Below are 21,888 nucleotides of genomic sequence, written 5' to 3'. Positions count from 1 at the left end.
AGAAGGACGTGTTCGATGACCCTCAATCGCCTCACCCCGCAACCCGCATTCTCCCTTGCCGAAACCTCCGGTCCCGTGCTCGGAGACCTGCCCGGCTGGAAGCTCTCGGATCTCTACCCGTCGGGCGATTCACCGGAATATAAGGGCGATATCGAAAAGGCGGCGGCCATGGCGACCGCTTTCGAGGATAAGTGGAAGGGCAAGCTTGAGGCGGCTGCAACGGCCACGGGCGGAAAAGGCATCGGTACTGCGCTGAAGGAATATGAGGCGCTGGACGATCTTATCGGCCGCATCGGCTCCTTTGCTGGACTGACCTATTTTTCCGATACATCGAACCCGGCAAACGGCAAGCTTTATGGAGATGCCCAGGCGAAGCTGACGGATATTTCCGCACATCTTCTGTTTTTCACGCTTGAACTCAACCGCATCGACGACGCGACGATGGACGCCTGCATGGTGAACGACGCCGCTGCAGGACACTACCGGCCGTGGCTGGTGGATTTGCGCAAGGACAAGCCACATCAGCTGGACGACCAGCTGGAGCAGCTGTTCCTCGAAAAATCGATGACCAGTGCTGCTGCCTTCAACCGCCTGTTCGACGAAACGATGGCCGATCTGCGTTTCGACATCGACGGCGCGAGCCTTCCGCTGGAAGTGACGCTCAACATGTTGCAGGAGCCGGAGCCAGAGACCCGAAAAAAAGCGGCGGAAGCGCTGAGCGCTACCTTCAAGGATAATCTGCGGGTCTTCACCCTCATCACCAACACGCTTGCCAAGGACAAGGATATTTCCGACCGCTGGCGCAAGTTCGAGGATATTGCCGATAGCCGCCATCTGGCCAACCGCGTCGAGCGCGAAGTGGTCGATGCGTTGGCCGCCGCCGTGAAGAAAGCCTATCCGCGTCTTTCGCACCGTTATTACGCCATGAAGGCCAGGTGGCTCGGCATGGAGCAGATGAATTACTGGGACCGCAACGCGCCGCTTCCCGATACATCGAACACGATTATTCCGTGGGACGAGGCCAAGGACACCGTGCTTTCGGCCTACGGCAACTTCGCGCCTGAGATGGCCGATATCGCCCGCCGTTTCTTTGACGAGGAATGGATCGATGCCCCCGCCCGTCCCGGCAAGGCGCCGGGCGCATTCGCACACCCGACCGTGCCTTCGGCTCATCCCTACGTGCTCGTCAACTATCTCGGCAAACCGCGCGACGTCATGACGCTTGCCCATGAGCTTGGTCACGGCGTGCATCAGGTGCTGGCCGGCCAGCAGGGTGCCTTGATGTGCGCAACGCCGCTGACGCTTGCCGAAACCGCCTCCGTCTTCGGTGAAATGCTGACCTTCCGCAAATTGCTCGACGACACGAAGGATGTCAGGGAGCGCAAGGCCATGCTCGCCCGCAAGGTCGAGGACATGATCAACACCGTCGTGCGCCAGATCGCCTTTTATGAATTCGAGCGCAAGCTGCACACTGCCCGCAAGCAGGGGGAGCTGACTTCCGAACAGATCGGCGAATTGTGGCTCTCCGTGCAGGCCGAAAGCCTCGGCCCGGCAATCCGCATTTCCGAAGGCTACGAGACATGGTGGACATACATCCCCCATTTCATCCATTCGCCCTTCTACGTGTATGCCTACGCTTTCGGCGATTGCCTGGTGAACTCGCTTTACGCGGTTTACCAAAAGGCCGAGACGGGCTTTCAGGACAAATATTTCGAACTCCTGAAAGCGGGCGGGACCAAACACCATTCCGAGCTTCTGAAGCCCTTCGGCCTCGATGCCACCGATCCCTCCTTCTGGGACAAGGGACTTTCGATGATCGAAGGACTGATCGACGAACTGGAAGCGCTGGACAATAAACAGGCTTAACCCCGCCAGCCGGCAAGGCTATCCTATTTCGGACAAGCTTTGCCGGTTGATAGTGCCGGCGCAGAAACCGACCATCATGACAGGCGACGAGCACAGGCAATGAAACGCAAACCTGCCGATCTGACCTTGAGGGAAACCCTGCGCTGGGAGCCGCAAACCGGCTTTCAGCGCATCGACCAGCATATGCGCCGGCTGCTGCGGTCGGCCGATGCGCTCGGTTTTCGCGCCCCGGCCAATGCAATTCAGGCGCTGGAAAAGACGGTGGGCGGCGAAAAACCGCTTTGCGTCCGGCTGGTTATGAACTACAAGGGCGAACTCGATATCGAGACGGCCGATTTTAGTCCCGTACAAACAAATGCGGTCTGGCGCGTTCGTATCGCGACAAAAACCACGCTTGATTCCACGGATACCTTCTATCGCCACAAATCATCGCGTCGCGAGCCCTATGATGCCGCCCGCGCCGAATTTTCAGCCGAAGAGGCGGATGAAGTTCTCCTGCTCAATGAACGCGGCGAATTGTGCGAGGGATCATCGACCAGCATTTTCGTCGAAATGCCGGACGGGCAGTTGCTGACGCCGCCGCTCGACAGCGGCATCCTGCCGGGCGTGCTGCGTGCCGACCTGATCCGCGAACGCAAGGCGCGCGGACAGGCGCTGAAACCGCAGGATATTACCGGCCGGAAGTTCTTCGTCGGTAATTCGCTGCAAGGGCTGATTGCGGCGGAACTGGTTTAAACAGTCACCGCCAGAAGCCGGTCGCGGCCTTTTTCCTTGGCCGCATAAAGAGCCTGATCGGCGCGCATAAAAACATCATCGGCGCTTTCCGCCATCCGATACGTCGTCATGCCAGCCGAGCAGCTGTAGGAGAAATCGGGAAAGTCGGCCAGAGGTCTTGAAAGCCGCACCTTTTGCAGCAGCCGCTCGGCAATCTCGCGGCCTTCGGCGACCGAACTGCGCGGCAGCACAAGCATGAATTCCTCACCGCCGATCCGGCCGAAACAATCCACCCGCCGGATGACGGAATGGGCGATGCCGACAAAATCGCGCAACACTGCATCACCACATTTATGGCCGAAACGATCATTGATCTGCTTGAAAAAATCGATATCGAGCGTGCAGAGGCAAAAGGGTGTTTCAAGCCCCTTGCCAACCCGTTCCACCTGCAGTGCCAGCTTGGCGAAAACGAAACGGCGGTTCGCCGTTCCCGTCAACTCATCCGTCTGCGAGGCGCGCACCGCCAGATCCCGGTCCTGCCGCAGCGCACGGTAACCCTGGCGCAATTCGGTCACGTCACTGGCAATGCACAGCATCCAGCCATCCTGCTGCACCGTTTCCGTCATCCAGAACCAGCGGCCGTCATACATGTCCATCTCGAAGGCGCGATAAGGCAGCTTGCCGCGCCGGGACTGCGCCGACAGGAGCCAGCCTTCGAAATCCCTGTGTCGAACGACAACACCGGTTTGCAGGCGGTGGTTCAGCCGCATGATATCCGCCCAGGTCGGAAATTCTTCCGGGGTAATTTGAAAGCTTTCCCGAAACGACGGGTTGGCATGCCGCAGCCGGTCTTCGGAATCGTAGAGGGCAATCAGAACGGGGGTGGCACTTTGAAGCGCTGCGACACGCTCGATGAAACTGTTCAACAGGCAATTCTCCTGTGATGGCAAAAACTCCCTGTCGTCATCGGCCAAAGCCCCCCAGCAGCTGGTCTCAAGACGAAAAGAAGAACTTGATTATAAACGCAGTCTCTAAAATGCGAAGAGGCAGAATGCGCGTGCACGGCTGCTTTCACCCCGACCGTCATATGTCCGTCATCCACCTGCCCTTTATTGTGGCACGCTTTTGTGATCTAGCTTACTTATTGGCTGAAAAAGGAAAATTGACGAATGACGGACGCAAACCATCCGATTTACGGCGATATTGACGGCCCCATCATCATGATCGGCTTCGGCTCCATCGGGCGCGGTACTCTTCCGTTGATCGAACGTCATTTCAATTTCGACAAGACCCGGCTCGTCGTCATCGATCCGCGCGAAGATATCGCCGCGTTTCTGGCCGAGAGGAATATTCACCACATCCGCACGCATCTGACCAAGGAGAATTACAAGGAAGTTCTGAAGCCGCTGCTCAAGGGCGTTCAGGGCCAGGGCTTCTGCGTCAATCTTTCGGTCGATGCTGCCTCCGTCGATCTGATGCGGCTCTGCCGCAAACACGGCATGCTTTACATCGACACCGTGGTCGAGCCATGGCCCGGCTTTTATTTCGACGCCGATGCCGACAATGCCTCCAGAACCAATTATTCGCTGCGCGAGACCATGCTGAAGGAAAAGGCGCGCAAGCCGGGCGGCACGACGGCCGTTTCCACCTGCGGGGCGAACCCCGGCATGGTGTCATGGTTCGTGAAGCAGGCGCTGGTCAATCTCGCCAAGGATACCGGCCTTGCTATCGAAGAGCCACAACCGCATGATCGGGAAGCCTGGGCAAAGCTGATGAAGCAGCTCGGCGTCAAGGGCGTGCATGTGGCCGAGCGCGATACGCAGCGGGCAAAGGACCCAAAACCTTTCGGCGCTTTCTGGAACACCTGGTCTGTGGAGGGTTTTATCGCCGAGGGTTTTCAGCCCGCCGAACTCGGCTGGGGCACCCATGAAAACTGGATGCCGAAAAACGCGAAAAAACAGAAGAAGGGCAGCAAGGCGGCGATCTATCTCGACCAGCCAGGCGCCAATACGCGGGTGCGGACATGGTGTCCGGGACAGGGGCCGCAATATGGCTTTCTGGTCACCCATAATGAGGCGATCTCGATTTCCGACTATTTCACCGTCCGCAATGACGATGGCGACGTGACCTACCGGCCGACCTGTCATTATGCCTATCACCCCTGCAACGACGCCATTCTTTCCCTGCACGAACTCTTCGGCAATGGCGGCATTCCACAGCCGGTGCAACATGTGCTGGGCGAAGATGAGCTGGTGGATGGCGCCGACGAGCTGGGCGTTCTGCTTTATGGCCACGACAAAAATGCCTATTGGTACGGCTCGCGGCTGAGCCTGCAGGAGGCGCGTTCGCTCGCCCCCAACCAGAATGCGACCGGACTGCAGGTCAGTTCAGCGGTGCTGGCCGGAATGGTGTGGGCCATCGAAAATCCGCAGGTCGGCATCGTCGAGGCGGACGAAATGGATTATCGCCGATGCCTGGAGGTGCAGCGTCCTTATCTGGGCCCGGTCGAAGGACACTACACGGACTGGACGCCGCTCGACGGCCGCCCCGGCCTGTTTCCCGACAATATCGACACGTCCGACCCCTGGCAGTTCCGCAACATTCTGGTGCGGTGAGGACGCCGCGTCTCATATTTGTCACATGGATGCTTTCATGCGGCATATGAGGAACCAGCAAGAGCAAGCAACGTTGCCTTGAAATAAGGAACGCTTCACGGCATGGTCGAAACACAGAAAGTTTCATCGAATCGCAGGAGAACAGGCTCATGAACTTCAAGACAAGCGCTGCTTTGCTTTGTGCCGCCATCGCGGTGTCTTCATGCGTCGCGCCGGGTCCCTCGCAGCAGACCTCGATGGCGCCTTCGCTTTCCCGCGGCCCGGCCGTCGATGGCCGCTGGATCGATCGCAACGGCATCGTGTCGACCTTCCAGAATGGCGCCTTCTCCACCCGTTCGACAGACACCAACACGCTTCTGGCCTCCGGCACCTATGTGACGATTTCGCCGACGCTCTACGAAATCAACATGACATCGCTGGTGCGCAACACGCAGTCGCGCGTCAACTGCGCCCTCGTCTCGCCTTCACAATTGAATTGCACGACAGACAGCAACAGCCAGTTCTCGCTGACGCGCCAAGGCTGATATAGCTGCCTTTTCAACGAGATAGCTTTCTTAAACGCACGCTTCCGGCGTGCGTTTTTCTTTGTTGCGTACCTGTCATAATTTCGCTTGCGGCAATGGCCGCTAAATGGAAACATCCGGCTTTGAAAGCCTGACATACTTTCAGATTAAAGAATGATCGGAGCACGGGCGGATGATGATCGGCAAGCCCGTATTATGTTTCAGACAGGAGAGAGGGACGATGAAAAGAATTTTGGGACTGGGCATGCTGAGCGTTTCCGCAATAACGCTTTCAGCCGGGGTCGCTCTGGCCGACTACAAACTTAACATTCTTCACATCAACGACCTGCACTCACGCATCGAAGCGATCAACAAATTCGACTCGACCTGCTCTGCTGCCGAAACGGAAAAGAACGAATGCTTCGGCGGCATCGCCCGCGTGAAGAGCGCGATCGACGCACGCCGGGGTGAACTGGGCAGCGACGCCAATCTTCTGGTTCTCGACGCCGGCGACCAGTTCCAGGGCTCGCTGTTCTATACGCAGTACAAGAGCGGACCGGTCGCGGAATTCATGAACGGCATCGGTTTCGATGCGATGGCAATCGGCAACCATGAATTCGATGACGGCCCGGAAGAGCTATTGAAATTCATCAATGCGCTGAAGTTCCCGATCATTTCCGGAAACACCAAGGCAGCGACCGATTCCATCCTTGCCGATAAATACAAGGGTTATGTCATCAAGGATCTGGGCGGCCAGAAGGTTGCCGTGGTTTCCGTGCTTGCGACCGACACCAATGAGACGTCGTCTCCTGGCGACAAGATCAGTTTCGAAGACGAGGTCACCTATCTGAAGGGCGCCGTAAAGGAGATTCAGGATCAGGGCGTCAACAAGATCGTGCTGCTTTCGCATGTCGGTTATGTCAAGGATCAGGAAATCGCCCGCGCTGTGGACGGAATCGACGTCATCGTCGGCGGCCATAGCCACACCCTGCTTTCCAGCACTGACCCGAAGGCTGCCGGTGCTTATCCCACTCTCGTCAAGAACCCGTCCGGGATCGATGTCCCGATCGTCACTGCCTATGCCTATTCGAAATATCTCGGTGACCTGACGGTGACCTTCGATGACAACGGCGTGGTTAAATCCGCCGAAGGCGCACCGAAGCTTCTCGACGCTTCCGTCACGCCCGACGAGGGCTTCACCAAGCGCGTGACGGAACTTGCCGGCCCGCTCGAGGAAATGAAGAAGAAGGAAATCGGTTCTTCTGAAGCTCCCATCGACGGTTCACGGGAAGTTTGCCGCGCCAAGGAATGCACGATGGGTAACCTCGTTTCCGACGCGTTGCTGGACCGCGTCAAGGACCAGGGCATCACCATCGCCATCCAGAATGGCGGCGGTCTGCGTGCCTCCATCGATGCCGGCACAGTGACGATGGGCGAAGTCCTGACGGTTCTGCCGTTCCAGAACTCCATCGCCACATTCCAGTTGAAAGGCTCCGACGTTGTGGCCGCCCTTGAAAATGGCGCCGGCCAGATCGAGGAAGGGGCCGGGCGCTTCGCCCAGGTCGCCGGCCTCAAATATTCATTCGACCGTTCCAAGCCTGCCGGCAGCCGCGTCGTTTCCGTCGAGGTCAAGGAAGGTAACGGCTTCGTGCCGCTCGATCCGGACAAGACCTACGGCGTCGTCTCCAACAACTACATGCGCTCGGGCGGCGACGGTTATAAGGTTTTCGCGACCAAAGCCGTCAATCCCTATGACTTCGGCCCGAGCCTTGAAGATGCGGTTGCGGCCTATATCAGCGCCAACAGCCCCTATAAGCCACAAACCGACGGACGTATCACCGATGTAACGCCGGCGGATTACGTTGCGCCTGTAAAACAGCCGGCACCGGCAGCTCCCGCACCCACTGCGACAGCACCTGCTGCCACGGCACCGGCACCGGCACCCGCCACCACGGCAACTCCGGCGCCTGCTGCAACCGCACCCGCTGCCCCGACGCCTGCGGCCGCAGCCGCCGCTGCCAGCAAATATGTTGTCGAAAAGGGCGATTCTCTCTGGAAGATCGCAGCGGAAAAATATGGCGACGGCGCGCTTTGGACCAGAATTGCCAAGGCGAACACTCTGAAACAGCCGAACCATATCGAGATCGGCGAAGAACTCGAACTTCCGGCTCAATAAGCCGGAAGCCGAAAGACAGGGCAATTTGCCGCAGCTGGAAGCCGGCCCCCAACCAAGGGGCCGGCTTCTTATTTTTTCCATAAAAAACAGCATGTTGTGCGCTGCCAATCATTAAAAAGCAGCGTGACCGCTCATTGAATGCGCAAATCACACCCGTTGGTGGTTCAATCCGGAAAAAATTCGTCTAGAACACGTGAACAAATCGACGGCACGGGCGTATAGCTCGGGCATTTCCGGTAAAAGCCATCACGGTTCGCATCCGGTATGCATAGACAGAAGATTGAACCTTTCCGCCTCTATTCCAGACGGAAAAGCTCTCACGCAAACAGTCCGAGTTTCAGGGTGTCATTCATGGCGACAGAACTATCCGCACTCCCCGTAGACCATCCCCGTATAACGTTCGGCAAGGTTGGCGTCCTGCTCGTCAATCTCGGCACGCCTGACGGTACGGACTACTGGCCGATGCGCCGTTATCTGGCGGAATTTCTGAGCGACAAGCGCGTCATCGAGTGGTCGCGCCTCTATTGGTATCCGATCCTTTACGGCATCGTTCTCAACAAGCGCCCGCAGAAAGTTGGCAAGGCCTATGAGGAAATCTGGAACCACGAACGTAACGAAAGCTACCTGCGCACCTTCACCCGCAGCCAGGGCGAACTGATGGCACAGGCGTTGAAGGATCTGCCCAACGTCGTCGTCGACTGGGCGATGCGCTACGGCCAGCCTTCCATTGCCTCGAAAATCGACGCTTTGAAGGAGCAGGGTTGCGAAAAAATCCTGCTTTTCCCGCTTTACCCGCAATATGCCGCATCGACCACGGCAACGGTGAACGACAAGGCATTCGAACATCTGATGAAGCTGCGCTGGCAGCCCGCTATTCGCACCGTGCCGCCCTATCACGACGATCCGGCCTATATCGAGGCGCTCGCAACTTCCGTCAAAAACCATCTGGCGACGCTGGACTGGGAGCCGGAGATGCTGATCACCTCCTTCCACGGCATTCCGCAATCCTATTTCAAAAAGGGCGATCCCTATTATTGTCATTGCCAGAAAACCGCACGCCTGCTGCGGGAGGCTCTTGGCCGGACCGACAAAAATTTCATGATCACCTTCCAGTCGCGTTTCGGGCCGGAAGAGTGGTTGCAGCCCTATACCGACAAGACCGTGGAAAAGCTGGCATCCGAGGGCATCAAGCGCATCGCCGTCATGAACCCCGGCTTCGTATCGGATTGTCTTGAGACGCTGGAGGAAATTGCCGGTGAAGCCGGAGAAATCTTCCTGCACAATGGCGGCGAGAAATTCACCCATATTCCGTGTCTTAACGACAGCGCCGAGGGCATGAACGTTCTCGAAAAGGTTGTAAGACAGGAGTTGCAAGGCTGGGTGTAATCTTGCCATAACGCTACTGGGGTAAAACCCAGATGGTTCTGATCCTTGGAGGGAAAGTAATGATTGCATTGGGCGGTTTCGACATCGTCGTCATAGCGGCGGTTGTTCTGGTTATTCTGGTGCTGTTTGCCGGCATCAAGACCGTGCCGCAGGGGCATCGTTACACGGTTGAACGGTTCGGGCGTTACACCCGCACACTCGAACCCGGCCTGAACCTCATCGTGCCATTCTTCGAAAGCATCGGTTCGAAAATGAATGTCATGGAGCAGGTGCTTCATATTCCAACGCAGGAAGTCATCACCCGCGACAATGCCAGCGTCTCGGCCGACGCCGTCACCTTCTATCAGGTGCTCAATGCCGCACAGGCTGCCTACCAGATTTCAAATCTGCAGATGGCGATCGAAAACCTTACCATGACCAACATCCGCTCGGTGATGGGTTCGATGGACCTCGACGAGTTGCTGTCGAACCGCGATGCCATCAATGACCGACTGCTGCGCGTGGTGGACGAGGCAGTGGGACCATGGGGCATCAAGGTCACCCGCATCGAAATCAAGGACATCGCGCCGCCGAAGGATCTCGTGGATTCCATGGCGCGGCAGATGAAGGCCGAGCGCGAAAAACGCGCGCAGGTGCTGGAAGCCGAAGGCGCCCGCAACGCCCAGATTCTGCGCGCCGAAGGCGCAAAACAATCCGCCATTCTGGAAGCCGAAGGCCAGCGCGAGGCAGCATTCCGGGACGCCGAAGCCCGTGAACGTCTGGCAGAAGCCGAAGCCAATGCCACCCGAATGGTGTCGGAAGCCATCGCCGCCGGCAACGTTCACGCCATCAACTATTTCGTTGCCCAGAAATACACCGAGGCGCTGGCCGAAATCGGCACGGCCAAGAATTCCAAGATCGTGCTGATGCCGATGGAAGCCTCGGCGCTGATTGGTTCACTCGGCGGCATCGGCACCATTGCGAGAGAGGTTTTTGGTGATAAGGGCGATGCGCCATCCGCCCCGGCCCCAGCCCCGACCCGCTCCGTGCCGCCAACCCGGCCTTCCCCCTTCGGTTCCTCATCGGAGAGATAACGATGCTGCAACGGCTTGCCACTGAGCTGGGACCATGGAGCTGGTGGATCGTCGGCTTTGTGCTGCTGGCCGCCGAGCTCATTGCTCCGGGCGTTTTCCTGATCTGGATCGGCCTTGCCGCGCTGGTCATCGGCGCGGTGTCGCTGCTTTTATGGGATGCGGCATATTGGGCCTGGCAATTGCAGCTGGTGTTGTTTGCCGCGCTCTCCGTCGCCTTTGCCCTGCTCGGCCGGAAATATTTCGGCAGGAACCGGGCCGCCACCGATGAACCGTTCCTCAATCAGCGCGAGGCAAGCCTTGTCGGCCGCACCGCAACGCTGCAGGAGCCAATTGTCGAAGGACGTGGCCGGATAAGGCTGGACGACACGTGGTGGCCGGTAAATGGCGAAGACCTTCCGGCCGGAACCCGCGTGAGGATTGCGTCAGCACGCGGCCGCACGCTGACGATCGAGCCCATAGACCGATAGAAAGCCCTGTGGCCTCAGGCCACGCCGATTCTCAACAGATCGTGGAAATGCACAAGGCCGATCGGCCTGTTGTCATCATCCACCACGATCAGCGCGCCGATATGGAATTTTTCCAGTGTCGCCAGCGCGCTGGTCGCCAGCACCGATTTTTTGACCGTCTTCGGAGTACGGGTCATGATATCGTCCACCGTCAATTCGGCGAGGTTGCGCGACAGGTTGCGGGCCAGATCACCCTCGGTGACGATGCCGCACAGACGGCCATCCTCATCCAGAATGCCGACACAGCCGAAATGCTTACGGGAGAGAACGCCGACCGCTTCCGGCATGGCTGTTCCCCTGATCACCAGCGGCACACGATCGCCGGTATGCATGATATCGCTGACCAGTGTCAGGCTGGCGCCCAGTTTGCCGCCGGGATGAAACACCCGGAAATCACCGGCAGTGAAATTGCGGGCCTCCAGAAGTGCCACGGCAAGGGCATCACCCAGCGCCAGCTGCATCAAGGTGGAAGTGGTGGGTGCCAGACCAAGCGGACAGGCTTCCTGTTCATTGGGGACCAGCAGCACGATATCGGAGGCCTTCGCCAGCGATGAAGTCTCGGAACAGGTGAGTGCGATCAGCGGAATGGAGAAGCGGCGCGAATAGTTGATGATGCTGCGCAGTTCAGCACTTTCACCACCTTTGGAGATCGCCAGAACCACATCGTCGCCACCGATCATGCCCAGATCGCCATGATTGGCCTCGGCCGCATGTACAAAAAACGCCGGTGTGCCGGTGGAGGCGAAAGTGGCGGCGAGCTTTGCGCCGATATGGCCGCTTTTACCGACCCCGGTGATGATGAGACGGCCATTCGACTGGCCGATTGTCTCAATCGCCTTGCAGAAAGGCTCGGAAAGACCGTTGGTGAGAGCGGCCTCAAGGGCGGCAAGACCAGCGCGCTCCATCGAAATCGTCCGCACAGCGGATGAGATGGCATTGTCTTCGACCAGTTTGACGGCGCGCGTAATCATGGCCGACTGTTACTCTTTCACCCGGGATAAGTCCACTCTTCAGCCGGCCAGTGCTGCTTTTTAGTGCCGCAGGTCCGGCGGAGAGATTTCCTCGATCGTTCCCAGCCGCTTGAAAGGGATGTTTTCTTCATCGACCAGATATCGCCCGACTGTCCTTACCCATGATACCGAACCATCGTCCCGGCGCACGGCATATTCCTGATTGTAAAAGCTTGCCGCCTTCAGGGTGATCAAAGCGGTCTCGATCACACGATTTCGATGATCCAGATGTACTTTTTCAAGCATTTGAAAAATGCTGATGCCCTGCATCGCCTGTCTTAGCGGAATTCCGAAGAGTTCCGCACAGACCTCATCCAGATAGAATTGGTCGTTGGTAATATCCCAGCAATAAAAACCGACCTGCTTGATGTTCGAAACGGAATTCATGAAACGACGCTGTCACATAAAATAAAAATCAATAGAATTTACCAAGCAATGGAAAGCCCATTACCCTTAAATCATAGGGCGATTCCGTGCCAAATTGAAACGTTTAAATCTTATCATATTAGAAATATTTTGCACTGCGGTACGGTTTTCCGTTCCTCCGGCTGGCAGAATTCTGATTGCAAACCGTGAGCGCGAGCCTCACCGATTTTCACGCGGTAGCCAAAACGCTGAAATCCCAGCGATCTTTATCAACTGTTAACCATAAAAAACCTATTGTTAAAGCGATGTTAAAACTTGCGTCGCCTGTCGGGTCCCTGGTTTGTCCACGTCATTTCATCGGCCTCTCATTCATTTGGCCCGGGGAAGTGTTTTGGCGAATTGTCGATCCGGCATCGGCCAAATTCGCCGGGTGAAGAGGAATGAATGTGAAGGGCGCCGCCACACGTCTGCAGACGTCGCGGAAAGCAGCAACCCTGTTGCTTGCCTGCACGCTTCTTTGCTCCACCACGACAAACCTTTTCGCCCAAACCACCGTTACAGCCACCCCCTTATTGCCCGGCACCGCTCCCGCCGGCGACGGAACAACTTCGGCCACCCCGGCAACGGGCGTTGGAGCAGCGGCGGATGCAGAACAGGCTGCACCTGCGGCCGCCGCGCCTGCGCCACAGCAGCTCTGGCGCCCCTCGAACAATCCCGGCGACCCGATTTACGAACAGCAGGACGATGCGGGCCAACCCTATGCCGAGGCTGAAAACCCCTATGAACCGACGGTGGATGGCGGTGAAAATCCGCAGATAGCGACTGAGCCTGGCCAGACCCCCGGCATCCGGCTCGGCACATTCCTGCTGCGTCCCGCAATCAGCCAGACCATCAACACGGAAAAACAGACAAATACCGGCGGTCCCTCCAGACGCAACTATCTGACAACAGGCATCCGCGGCACGCTTACCAGCGACTGGTCCCGCCACGCGCTGACCGTGACGGGCGACGGCGCCTGGGAGAGAAACTTCGGTGGCGACAAGGATGGCGAAGAGCCCCGGGCGCGGATAGAGGCCGATCTGCGCCTCGATCTCGGCGAAGAGACGAAGGCCAATCTCAAAGCCGGTTACGAGTTCAGCCGCGAAGACACGACGGACCCCAATGCTCTGACCGGCGCTGCCGTGCAGGGCGGTGAGCACCGTTTCACGACTGGCGCGTCGATAGAGCGGGATTTCGGCAAGCTGCGTGGGCTTGCGGCGCTCGATCTCTCCCGCACGGTCTATACGGATGCGAAAGGCCTTGATGGCCGGCCGATCAGCCTCAGCGATCGCGACCAGAACGGTGCGAACCTGCGCGGGCGCATTGGTTACGAATTATCGCCGGCGCTGATCCCGTTCCTGGAACTGAATGCGGGAAAGACCAAATATGACAGTCGGCTGGATAATTCCGGTTACGCCCGCTCCTCCAATTCCTATGGTGCGAAGATCGGAACCGAGGTCGATCTCGGCGAAAAGACCCGTGGCGAGGCCGCCATCGGTTATCTGCGCAAGCAATATGATGACGACCGTCTTGCCTCCATCGGCGCCTTGACGCTGGACGGCGAACTCAACTGGTCGCCGCAGCGCGGAACGAATGTCAATCTCGGCCTGCGCACGACGATTGAGGATTTTGCCGGCGGTCCGCAGGGCGGCTGGATTTCCTATCGGCTGGATGCCGGGCTTACCCACGAATTACGCAACAATCTGGTCGCACGTTTGACGGGACAGATCGTGCACCGCACATTCCCCTCCTCCGACATCGAGAATGCCGTGGAATATACGGCAGGTGCCGGTCTAACGTGGGGGCTGAACCGCTATCTAGACCTGACCGCCGACGTCAGCTACCAGTGGACGCCGGTTTATGACAGCAACGAATTCCGCGTCGGTGCAGGACTTGTCCTGAAGCGGTAATCACCAAACAAAAATCCCGGCGCGAAGGCCGGGATTTTGTCGTGTTCTGGTCGGTTACTTCAGTCCCTCGATCAGGGCCTTGATCGGCTCTTCGATCGCCGGACGAATATCACCACGTTCAAGAGCGAAGGCGACGTTGGCGAGGATGAAGCCGTCCTTGGCGCCGCAATCGAAAGTCTGGCCGCGGAAGTGATAGCCGGCAAACTCCTGCGACTGGGCAAGCGTCAGCATGCCGTCCGTCAGCTGGATTTCATTGCCTGCACCACGCTCCTGATTTTCGAGAATGTCGAAAATCTCCGGCTGCAGGATGTAACGACCGTTGATGTAGAAATTCGACGGTGCCGTACCCTTGGCAGGCTTTTCGACCATCTCTGTGATCTTGAAACCTTCGCCCACGGCATCGCCCACACCAACGATACCGTATTTGTGGGTCTGGTCGGGAGCGCATTCCTGCACCGCGATCACGTTGCCTGCAGTCTGGTCGTAAAGTTCGACCATGCCTTTCAGGCAGCTTTTCTGCGAATGCATGATCATGTCCGGCAACAGCACGGCGAAAGGCTCGTCGCCGACGATATCGCGGGCACACCAGACCGCATGGCCAAGACCGAGCGGCACCTGCTGGCGCGTAAAGCTTGCCGTGCCGGCTTTGGGCAGAAGGCCGGCCAGCAATGTCAGCTCGGCATTCTTGTTGCGCTCACGCAGCATCTGTTCGAGTTCAAATTGAATATCAAAATAATCTTCGATCACCGCCTTGCCGCGGCCGGTGACAAATACAAAATGCTCAATGCCTGCTTCCGCCGCCTCATCGACGACGTATTGAATGACCGGCTTGTCAACGACAGTGAGCATTTCTTTCGGAACCGCCTTGGTTGCGGGCAGGAAACGGGTACCGAGACCTGCGACCGGAAATACGGCCTTCCGAATTTTTTTCTGTTCTACCACATATCCCTCCTGAGAGATAAAACTTGATCACAATCCCCGCACGCTGTTGTTATTTCAAAAATAACAACGTTTTGTAAAGGGTGACGCTACCATCTATTAATGGTAAAGAATTTGTTGACGTTCTTTTGTTATCCCTGCTGATGCCCGATGCGTTTTCGCAATCGAAATGACATTCGAGAGAACGAAAGACTGACGATGACAAAGATGATCCTTTCAGATGTCCGCAAATTCGGCTGCATGATGGTTGCAGGCCTGGTGATCTCCCTGACCCCTGTTTCGGCCCATGCCGACGCCGGATTCAGACAGTGGATCAACCAGTTCTACGCAACAGCGGCAAAAGAAGGCATCAGCAAGGCGACCTATCAGAAGGCCTTCGCCGGCGTTAGCGAACCGGACCCGGATGCGCTGCGCAAGGCAACCTTTCAGCCGGAATTCACCACCCAGATCTGGGATTATCTCGATTCCCGCGTCAACCCCTATACGGTGCGGATCGGCCGCGAGATGAAGATGAAGCATGCGACGACCCTGAACTGGATCGAGCGCAACTTCAATGTCGACAAGCACATCATTCTCGCCATCTGGTCGATGGAATCCAATTACGGCGCGGTTCTCGAAAAGCCGGAGCGGCTGCACAACATCCCGCAGGCTCTTGCGACGCTTGCCTATTCCGATCCCAAGCGCGCCAAATTCGCGCGCACGCAATTGATCGCCGCCCTCAAAATCCTTCAGGCGGGCGATGTCACACCGAAACAGCTGACCGGCTCCTGGGCGGGCGCGATGGGGCACACCCAGTTTATTCCGACCAGCTATCTGCTTTACGCGGTAGATGCCGACGGCAATGGCAAGCGTGACATCTGGCACTCGGTTCCCGATGCGCTGGCGACAGCCGCAAATCTTCTTTCCAAGAACGGCTGGGAACCCGGCCGGACCTGGGGTTATGAAACCGCCGTGCCGCGCGGCGGCGCACGTTATGAAGGCCAGACGAAGACGATTTCGGAATGGGCAAAGCTCGGCTTTGCCCGCCCGAACGGCAAGAATTTTACCCGCGGCTCCGATCGCGCCATGCTGAAATTGCAGGGTGGAGCAAGCGGTCCGGGCTTCCTGATGATGAAAAACTTCTTCACCATCAAGAAATACAACGCATCGGACAGCTATGCGCTGGCCGTCGGCCTGCTCGCGGATGAAATCGCCGGTTATGGCGGCATGCAGCAGAAATGGCCGCGCCCCGATGGCACGCTCGACATTCGCGAAAAATTCGAGCTCCAGACCCGCATGAAGGAACTCGGTTATTACGACGGCGAGATTGACGGTAATTTCGGCTCCGGTTCGAAAGCAGCCATTAGCGCCATCCAGTCGCGCATGGGCATGGAAAATGACGGCCAGCCGTCGCAGAGATTGCTGAGAGCCCTGCGCAATTGATAATATGCCGGCGAATTCGGCGGGGGTTCACCACCGCCGAAGCATCCGGAAAGGTCGATGTTATGAATTGGAAACCAACGGTGAATAGCAAAAAGACCGGATGGCGCATCTGCGCCATCATTCTTTCTGCTGCCCTTTGCGTGCCGCTCGTTCCATCCCAGTCCTTTGCCCAGGAACAGCGGCGTACCCTGTTCGAAATGCTGTTCGGCAGGCCGGTAGGCCGCGATGGCTCATCCGGACGTGAATACCAGCCCCGCAGCCGGCGGGATTTCCCCTCTGCCCCGCGCGAAAGATCGGTCACACGTCCGCAACCTGCGCGAAAGGCACCTTCGGTGGTTCAGATGCGAACCGCAAAGCCGGAGCCGGCCGCCAAGCTTGAAAATGCACGACGCGTTCTCGTTATCGGTGACTTCCTGGCCGGCGGCATGGGGGAAGAGCTCGTCAATGCCTTTGCCAGTTCGCCGGCAATTGCCGTCGATGTGCGGGCGAATGGTTCTTCCGGTCTCGTCCGCACGGATTATTACGACTGGTTTTCCAATCTGCCGCAATTCATAAGCGAGACCAATCCGGCCACCATCGTCATCATGATGGGCTCGAACGATCGCCAGCAAATGCAGATCGGCGATATCCGGGAAAAATTCGGCACCGATGTCTGGTTCAAGGAATATGAACGGCGGATCGATGAACTCCTGACCCTTGCCGGCCGGCCGAAAGTGCCACTGCTCTGGGTTGGCCTTCCCGCCTTCCAGTCCCCCTCGCTTACAGCCGATCTCGTCGGCTTCAACCGGCTCTACCGCAGCCATGTCGAAAAATATGGCGGTGAGTTCGTGGATGTATGGGACGGATTTGTCGATGAAGGCGGAAAATTCGTCATCACAGGTTACGACATGAACGGCCAGCAGGCCCGTCTGCGCGAGGCTGATGGCATCGGCATGACACAGGCCGGCAAGCGCAAGCTCGCCTTCTACGTCGAGAAATTCGTGCGCAGACACCTCGATAGCGCCGGCCCGGATCTCGTGAAGCTGGACGGCAGCAATCTTCCGGCGCTCACCTCGCTGCCGGCGCTTGGCATCGATGCGGGGCAGGTGCGCACGCAGCCGATCAGCCTTACCGATCCCAATCTCGATGGTGGCGACAAGCTGCTGGGCGATGCACCTTTGACAGCCGGGCCGACACGGGTCTCGGTGGTGGAATCGCCACGTGAACGGCTGACCAAGCGTGGCGAAATGGCCGATGCGCCAGCCGGCCGCATTGATGACTATCGGGTCGTCCCGGAGAATGTGCAAGCCCGACAATAGGCGCTTCTCCACCGGCATCACAAACGCGGCCGGGCGTAATGTTTAGGCAATGCGAAAATGGCAAGGTAACGGAAGTTCTGCAGGGATGCGGCCTGTAGCCGCATTCTGTATGGCGATATTTCTTCGTTACCACCACAAAGCTGTCATTTTTACTTCATGCACGGCCCACGTGAGCCGCGTCAAGATTTTGCCGAGACCAATTCATGCGCCTGCTGCTAGTTGAAGACGAACGCGAAATGGCAGCAGCCCTGTCCGCCGCGCTTCACCGGTTCGATATCATCGTGGACAATGTCGGCACGCTCGACCTTGCCCGTCATGCCATCATGGACGGTGTCCACGATCTTGTCGTTCTCGACCGGCAATTGCCCGATGGAGACGGTATCCAGCTTATAGAGGATCTGCGCGTTTTACCGGTCACTCCGCCGATCATCGTATTGACGGCGCAGGGCGCACTTGCCGACCGCGTGAAGGGCCTGAACCTCGGTGCGGATGATTATCTGGCCAAGCCCTTTGCCGTCGAAGAACTTCTCGCCCGCATCCGCGCCCTGATGCGACGACCCGCCAGCGCGGTGACGATGACGGCGAAGCTGGGCAAGCTGGAATTTTGCTTCGAAACCCGTGAAGTCCGCATTGCGGGCGAGTTTCTTGCCCTGACCAGGCGGGAACTGCTCATTCTTGAAGCGCTGTTGCGGCGGCAGGGCAGAACGGTGCTGCGTTCGCTGCTGGAGGAAGCCGTCTATAATTTCGATGATGAAATCCAGTCCAATGCCCTCGATTCCCACATTTCCCGTTTGCGCCGCAAATTGCTGTCCGCCGATGCGGGGGTGGAGGTCCATGGCATTCGCGGCGTCGGCTATCTTTTGAGAGCGACATCATGAAACCGGCCAAGAGAAAATCGCTCAAGCGCCGCCTGACCATTCAATTACTGCTGTTCCAGATCGGCAGCCTTTTCATCGTCAGCGCCGGCTTCGTCGCCTATCTGTCCACCGGCGGCGGAAGCAGCGCACTGCTCAGCCCACAGGCAGCCCAGATTACCGCCAATGCGCTGGTGCGGGACAAGGATGGCCGGCTAGTTCTGAAGGAAACGAGTGAATTCGCGCAATTGCGCAGTAGCACACCCGACTTCTGGTTCGCCGCCGTCAGCGAAACGGGAGAGGTCATACAGGGTGGGCAAGTTCCCGAAGCGTTCAGCAACATGGGTCAACAGCTGAGCGATATCAGGCTCTCGGATATACGCGAGGCGGCGTTGTCCTATTCCTATCTCGCCGTCGTGCGTATTGCCATCGTTCGCCGCGTTTCCGGGCCGGCCGGCGAATTCGCCATGATCGGCAAAGGCGGACCGTTCAGCATGACATTCCCCGTCCTGCTGTTTTCCAACATATTGATCATGCCGATCCTCATTCTCATGTCGATTGTCACAATCATGACCATTCCCTGGATCATTCGCAGGGAATTTCTCGCCCTCTCCGCCATTGCACGCACGGCAGAGACCATCGACATCGACAAGCGCGGATATCGATTGCCGGATGGCGATATTCCAAGAGAGGTGCAGCCGCTTGTGCATGCCGTCAACGGCGCGCTGAAACGGCTGGACGATGGCTACGAACGGCACAAGCGCTTCATTCTCGACGCTGCCCATGAATTGCGAACCCCCGTCGCCATTCTCCAGACCCGCGTTGAAACGTTGCTGGACGGCCCGTCCCGGAGCAGGATATTGGCTGATGCCAGCCGCATTGCCGTGCTGGCCGAACAATTGCTTGATCTGCAGCGTCTCGGCGGACAGAAAGCGCCGCTTATTCCGCTTGATCTTGTCAGCCTGTGCAGGTCGGTCGTTGCTGACATGGCGCCGCTTGCCATCTCCCAAGGCTATGAGCTTTCTTTCGAGCCGGAAGAAGAACCAATCCTTGCTCTGGCCGATGACGCCTCATTGCAACGCGCCCTTATGAATATCGTGCAGAATGCCATCGAACATGGCGGCAATCGCGGAACGATCACCATAAAGGTCGCCGCCAATCGCGTTATCGACATATGCGACGAGGGCAGTGGGATTCCGGAAGAGGACCGGGAGCTGGTGTTTGATGCATTCCACCGTTTGAGACCGAAAGATCGCGGCACCGGGCTCGGTCTCAATCTCGTTCAGGAAATCATCCGTTACCATGGCGGAGAAATCACCATCAGCGATTCCTCCACTGGGGGCGCTTGTTTCCGTATCAGCCTCCCCTATTGCTGACACACCGTTCTTCGCAAAAAAGCTGCTTTTCGAAAAAACCCGTAATGCCGGTGTAATTCATAGGCGCGATATTTTGCCTGTCCCCAAGGATGCGACACCCCAATCGCATTTTTGGTCGTCCGGTCAAGCGAAAGGCCTGTTGTGTTTCGCACAACAGGCCTTTTGTTTTTCTTCGTGCGGCTTACGCCGACATTAATCCGCTCAGCGTGGCAATAGGCTTGCACCCATCAGGGCTTCATCGATCGCACGCGCCGCCTGCCGGCCTTCGCGGATCGCCCAGACCACCAGCGACTGGCCGCGGCGAACGTCGCCCGCCGCCCACAGCTTATCGACGGAGGTTTTGTAATCAGTCTCGTTGGCGATCACATTGGTGGAGCCGCGACGGTCGGTGTTGAGCGCCAGCTTGCCGTTCATTTCCTTCAGCACGCTATCGGTGAAGGGACCGGAGAAGCCAATGGCGATGAAAGCGAGATCAGCCTTGATGATGAATTCCGTGCCGGCAATCGGCTTGCGGCGGTCATCCACCTGACAGCACTTCACGCCGGTCAACACGCCGTCTTCACCGACGAACTCAAGCGTCGCCACCTGAAATTCGCGAATGGCGCCTTCGGCCTGCGAGGACGAGGTGCGCATCTTGGTTGCCCAGAAAGGCCAGACCGCCAGCTTGTCTTCCTTTTCCGGCGGCATGGGACGAATGTCGAGCTGGGTGACCTTCACCGCGCCCTGACGGAAGGCGGTGCCGACGCAGTCGGACGCCGTATCACCGCCGCCGACAACGACAACATGCTTACCACCAGCGAGGATCGGATCGGCCGGCCAGCCGACGCTGTCGATGTTCTCACGGCCGACGCGACGGTTCTGCTGCACGAGATACGGCATGGCGTCGTAGACACCATGCAGATCTGCGCCGCCGATACCGGCAGGACGAGGAGTTTCCGAACCACCGCAATAAAGCACCGCATCGTGATCAGCCAGGAGCGCCTCGACGGTCACATCAACGCCGACATTAACGCCGTAATGGAAGGTGACGCCTTCGCCCTTGATCTGCTCGACGCGGCGGTCGATGAAGTTTTTCTCCATCTTGAAATCCGGAATGCCGTAACGCAGCAGGCCACCGGCCTTCGATTCACGCTCATAAACGTGCACCTCGTGACCGGCACGGCCAAGCTGCTGAGCGGCCGCCATGCCCGAGGGGCCGGAACCGATGATGGCAACCTTTTTGCCGGTGTGGATCGTCGCCGGCTTCGGCACGATGAAACCCAGCTCATAGGCCTTGTCGGCAATCGCCTGTTCGACGGTCTTGATGGCGACCGGCGCATCCTCGAGGTTCAGCGTGCAGGCTTCCTCGCAAGGCGCGGGACAGACTCGGCCGGTAAATTCCGGGAAGTTATTGGTCGAGTGCAGGTTGCGGATCGCCTCTTCCCAATTGTTGTTATAGACCAGATCGTTCCAGTCGGGGATCTGGTTGTGCACGGGACAGCCCGTCGGGCCGTGACAATAGGGAATGCCGCAATCCATGCAGCGCGCCGACTGCTTCTGCACTTCGGCATCCGACATCGGAATGGTGAATTCGCGGAAATGGCGGATACGATCCGATGCGGGCTGATACTTGCCCACCTGCCGGTCGATTTCCAGAAAACCTGTTACCTTGCCCACGTTTATGTCCTCACATCAAAGCGGAGCGCCTGTCGGGCCCCAGTACCAGTAAGCGAAACCGAAAGCCGCCCCCAATACGATGAACTCAAATCCGGTCTCGCCGCTCGTCCGGTAGATCGCCGTGGGAACGGCGACCGCGATCAACAGCGAGACCAGTTGGTGTAGTATCTTCACGCGGC

At 58.0% G+C, this 21,888-nt stretch carries 19 protein-coding genes; 13 read left to right on the top strand and 6 right to left on the bottom strand.

Annotated elements, in window-relative coordinates; translation table 11 throughout:
• Positions 1-15 precede the first annotated feature (15 nt).
• Both M0412_RS13850 and M0412_RS13845 read left to right on the top strand, forming a co-directional pair.
• Positions 16-1,866: a M3 family oligoendopeptidase gene (locus M0412_RS13850; RefSeq protein WP_269698984.1), complete on the top strand. Its 1,851-nt coding sequence runs from the start codon at positions 16-18 to the stop codon at positions 1,864-1,866.
• A gap of 99 nt (positions 1,867-1,965) precedes the next feature.
• Positions 1,966-2,601, top strand: coding sequence for an aminotransferase class IV family protein (locus M0412_RS13845; RefSeq protein WP_142841569.1), 636 nt, complete (start codon positions 1,966-1,968; stop codon positions 2,599-2,601).
• Here the strand turns inward: M0412_RS13845 and M0412_RS13840 are convergent.
• Positions 2,598-3,506 (bottom strand): GGDEF domain-containing protein, encoded by a 909-nt coding sequence (locus M0412_RS13840; RefSeq protein ID WP_269698983.1) that lies wholly within the window; start codon positions 3,504-3,506, stop codon positions 2,598-2,600. The two genes, M0412_RS13845 and M0412_RS13840, sit on opposite strands and share 4 nt — an antisense overlap.
• Before the next feature lie 243 nt (positions 3,507-3,749).
• Between M0412_RS13840 and M0412_RS13835 the strand changes: the two genes are divergently transcribed.
• The 6 genes from M0412_RS13835 (at position 3,750) to M0412_RS13810 (ending at position 10,800) form a co-directional block, all read left to right on the top strand.
• Complete coding sequence (locus tag M0412_RS13835) at positions 3,750-5,195, top strand: homospermidine synthase (RefSeq protein ID WP_269698982.1); 1,446 nt, start codon at positions 3,750-3,752, stop codon at positions 5,193-5,195.
• Between the two features lie 149 nt (positions 5,196-5,344).
• On the top strand, positions 5,345-5,719 hold the full coding sequence (gene omp10, locus M0412_RS13830) for an outer membrane lipoprotein Omp10 (RefSeq protein WP_046799940.1): 375 nt from the start codon (positions 5,345-5,347) through the stop codon (positions 5,717-5,719).
• A 220-nt stretch (positions 5,720-5,939) separates the two neighbouring features.
• Positions 5,940-7,874 (top strand): 5'-nucleotidase C-terminal domain-containing protein, encoded by a 1,935-nt coding sequence (locus M0412_RS13825; RefSeq protein ID WP_269698981.1) that lies wholly within the window; start codon positions 5,940-5,942, stop codon positions 7,872-7,874.
• Between the two features lie 351 nt (positions 7,875-8,225).
• On the top strand, positions 8,226-9,260 hold the full coding sequence (gene hemH, locus M0412_RS13820; RefSeq protein WP_142841573.1) for a ferrochelatase: 1,035 nt from the start codon (positions 8,226-8,228) through the stop codon (positions 9,258-9,260).
• Between the two features lie 59 nt (positions 9,261-9,319).
• Positions 9,320-10,333 carry an SPFH domain-containing protein gene (locus M0412_RS13815; protein WP_142841768.1) on the top strand — a complete coding sequence of 338 codons (1,014 nt, stop codon included), beginning with the start codon at positions 9,320-9,322 and terminating at the stop codon, positions 10,331-10,333.
• A gap of 2 nt (positions 10,334-10,335) precedes the next feature.
• Positions 10,336-10,800, top strand: a complete 465-nt coding sequence (locus M0412_RS13810; protein ID WP_269698980.1) for an NfeD family protein — start codon at positions 10,336-10,338, stop codon at positions 10,798-10,800.
• 14 nt (positions 10,801-10,814) lie between these two features.
• Here the strand turns inward: M0412_RS13810 and M0412_RS13805 are convergent, their stop codons facing one another.
• Together M0412_RS13805 and M0412_RS13800 are read right to left on the bottom strand one after the other, a co-directional pair.
• Positions 10,815-11,810 carry an SIS domain-containing protein gene (locus M0412_RS13805; protein WP_269698979.1) on the bottom strand — a complete coding sequence of 332 codons (996 nt, stop codon included), beginning with the start codon at positions 11,808-11,810 and terminating at the stop codon, positions 10,815-10,817.
• 60 nt (positions 11,811-11,870) lie between these two features.
• On the bottom strand, positions 11,871-12,236 hold the full coding sequence (locus tag M0412_RS13800) for a PAS domain-containing protein (RefSeq protein ID WP_269698978.1): 366 nt from the start codon (positions 12,234-12,236) through the stop codon (positions 11,871-11,873).
• Between the two features lie 419 nt (positions 12,237-12,655).
• Between M0412_RS13800 and uppP the strand changes: the two genes are divergently transcribed.
• Complete coding sequence (gene uppP, locus M0412_RS13795; protein WP_269698977.1) at positions 12,656-14,164, top strand: polysaccharide biosynthesis protein UppP; 1,509 nt, start codon at positions 12,656-12,658, stop codon at positions 14,162-14,164.
• A gap of 54 nt (positions 14,165-14,218) precedes the next feature.
• Here the strand turns inward: uppP and galU are convergent, their stop codons facing one another.
• Positions 14,219-15,106 carry a UTP--glucose-1-phosphate uridylyltransferase GalU gene (galU, locus tag M0412_RS13790; RefSeq protein WP_082185327.1) on the bottom strand — a complete coding sequence of 296 codons (888 nt, stop codon included), beginning with the start codon at positions 15,104-15,106 and terminating at the stop codon, positions 14,219-14,221.
• 195 nt (positions 15,107-15,301) lie between these two features.
• On the opposite strand from galU, the gene M0412_RS13785 reads away from it, so the two are divergent.
• The 4 genes from M0412_RS13785 to M0412_RS13770 all read left to right on the top strand — a co-directional run bounded on the left by M0412_RS13785 (position 15,302) and on the right by M0412_RS13770 (position 20,053).
• Positions 15,302-16,525 carry a lytic murein transglycosylase gene (locus tag M0412_RS13785; RefSeq protein ID WP_142841578.1) on the top strand — a complete coding sequence of 408 codons (1,224 nt, stop codon included), beginning with the start codon at positions 15,302-15,304 and terminating at the stop codon, positions 16,523-16,525.
• Between the two features lie 62 nt (positions 16,526-16,587).
• The gene (locus M0412_RS13780) at positions 16,588-17,823 is read left to right on the top strand and encodes an SGNH family hydrolase (RefSeq protein ID WP_142841579.1); all 1,236 of its coding nucleotides are present in this window, start codon (positions 16,588-16,590) and stop codon (positions 17,821-17,823) included.
• A gap of 203 nt (positions 17,824-18,026) precedes the next feature.
• A complete protein-coding gene (locus M0412_RS13775; RefSeq protein ID WP_142841580.1) occupies positions 18,027-18,701 on the top strand; it encodes a response regulator transcription factor in 675 nt (224 codons plus the stop codon).
• Positions 18,698-20,053 carry a HAMP domain-containing sensor histidine kinase gene (locus tag M0412_RS13770; protein WP_142841581.1) on the top strand — a complete coding sequence of 452 codons (1,356 nt, stop codon included), beginning with the start codon at positions 18,698-18,700 and terminating at the stop codon, positions 20,051-20,053. Before M0412_RS13775 ends, M0412_RS13770 begins: the two co-directional genes overlap by 4 nt.
• A gap of 201 nt (positions 20,054-20,254) precedes the next feature.
• Here the strand turns inward: M0412_RS13770 and M0412_RS13765 are convergent, their stop codons facing one another.
• Together M0412_RS13765 and M0412_RS13760 are read right to left on the bottom strand one after the other, a co-directional pair.
• Entirely contained in the window at positions 20,255-21,709 is a 1,455-nt protein-coding gene (locus tag M0412_RS13765; RefSeq protein WP_046799952.1) for a glutamate synthase subunit beta, read from the bottom strand.
• Positions 21,710-21,724: 15 nt separating this feature from the next.
• Entirely contained in the window at positions 21,725-21,883 is a 159-nt protein-coding gene (locus tag M0412_RS13760) for a hypothetical protein (RefSeq protein WP_269698976.1), read from the bottom strand.
• Positions 21,884-21,888: the final 5 nt, after the last annotated feature.

The organism is Agrobacterium sp. O3.4 (assembly GCF_041414895.1).
Lineage (GTDB): Bacteria > Pseudomonadota > Alphaproteobacteria > Rhizobiales > Rhizobiaceae > Agrobacterium > Agrobacterium cucumeris.
This window is presented reverse-complemented; position numbering and strand designations above follow the sequence as displayed.

What these genes read in the sequence shown, in the direction of transcription:
- M0412_RS13850 (WP_269698984.1), top strand. Translation starts at nt 16, where the DNA reads ATGACCCTCAATCGCCTCACCCCGCAACCCGCATTCTCCCTTGCCGAA.
- M0412_RS13845 (WP_142841569.1), top strand. Translation starts at nt 1,966, where the DNA reads ATGAAACGCAAACCTGCCGATCTGACCTTGAGGGAAACCCTGCGCTGG.
- M0412_RS13835 (WP_269698982.1), top strand. Translation starts at nt 3,750, where the DNA reads ATGACGGACGCAAACCATCCGATTTACGGCGATATTGACGGCCCCATC.
- omp10 (WP_046799940.1), top strand. Translation starts at nt 5,345, where the DNA reads ATGAACTTCAAGACAAGCGCTGCTTTGCTTTGTGCCGCCATCGCGGTG.
- M0412_RS13825 (WP_269698981.1), top strand. Translation starts at nt 5,940, where the DNA reads ATGAAAAGAATTTTGGGACTGGGCATGCTGAGCGTTTCCGCAATAACG.
- hemH (WP_142841573.1), top strand. Translation starts at nt 8,226, where the DNA reads ATGGCGACAGAACTATCCGCACTCCCCGTAGACCATCCCCGTATAACG.
- M0412_RS13815 (WP_142841768.1), top strand. Translation starts at nt 9,320, where the DNA reads ATGATTGCATTGGGCGGTTTCGACATCGTCGTCATAGCGGCGGTTGTT.
- M0412_RS13810 (WP_269698980.1), top strand. Translation starts at nt 10,336, where the DNA reads ATGCTGCAACGGCTTGCCACTGAGCTGGGACCATGGAGCTGGTGGATC.
- M0412_RS13805 (WP_269698979.1), bottom strand. Translation starts at nt 11,810, where the DNA reads ATGATTACGCGCGCCGTCAAACTGGTCGAAGACAATGCCATCTCATCC.
- M0412_RS13800 (WP_269698978.1), bottom strand. Translation starts at nt 12,236, where the DNA reads ATGAATTCCGTTTCGAACATCAAGCAGGTCGGTTTTTATTGCTGGGAT.
- uppP (WP_269698977.1), top strand. Translation starts at nt 12,656, where the DNA reads ATGAATGTGAAGGGCGCCGCCACACGTCTGCAGACGTCGCGGAAAGCA.
- M0412_RS13785 (WP_142841578.1), top strand. Translation starts at nt 15,302, where the DNA reads ATGACAAAGATGATCCTTTCAGATGTCCGCAAATTCGGCTGCATGATG.
- M0412_RS13780 (WP_142841579.1), top strand. Translation starts at nt 16,588, where the DNA reads ATGAATTGGAAACCAACGGTGAATAGCAAAAAGACCGGATGGCGCATC.
- M0412_RS13775 (WP_142841580.1), top strand. Translation starts at nt 18,027, where the DNA reads ATGCGCCTGCTGCTAGTTGAAGACGAACGCGAAATGGCAGCAGCCCTG.
- M0412_RS13770 (WP_142841581.1), top strand. Translation starts at nt 18,698, where the DNA reads ATGAAACCGGCCAAGAGAAAATCGCTCAAGCGCCGCCTGACCATTCAA.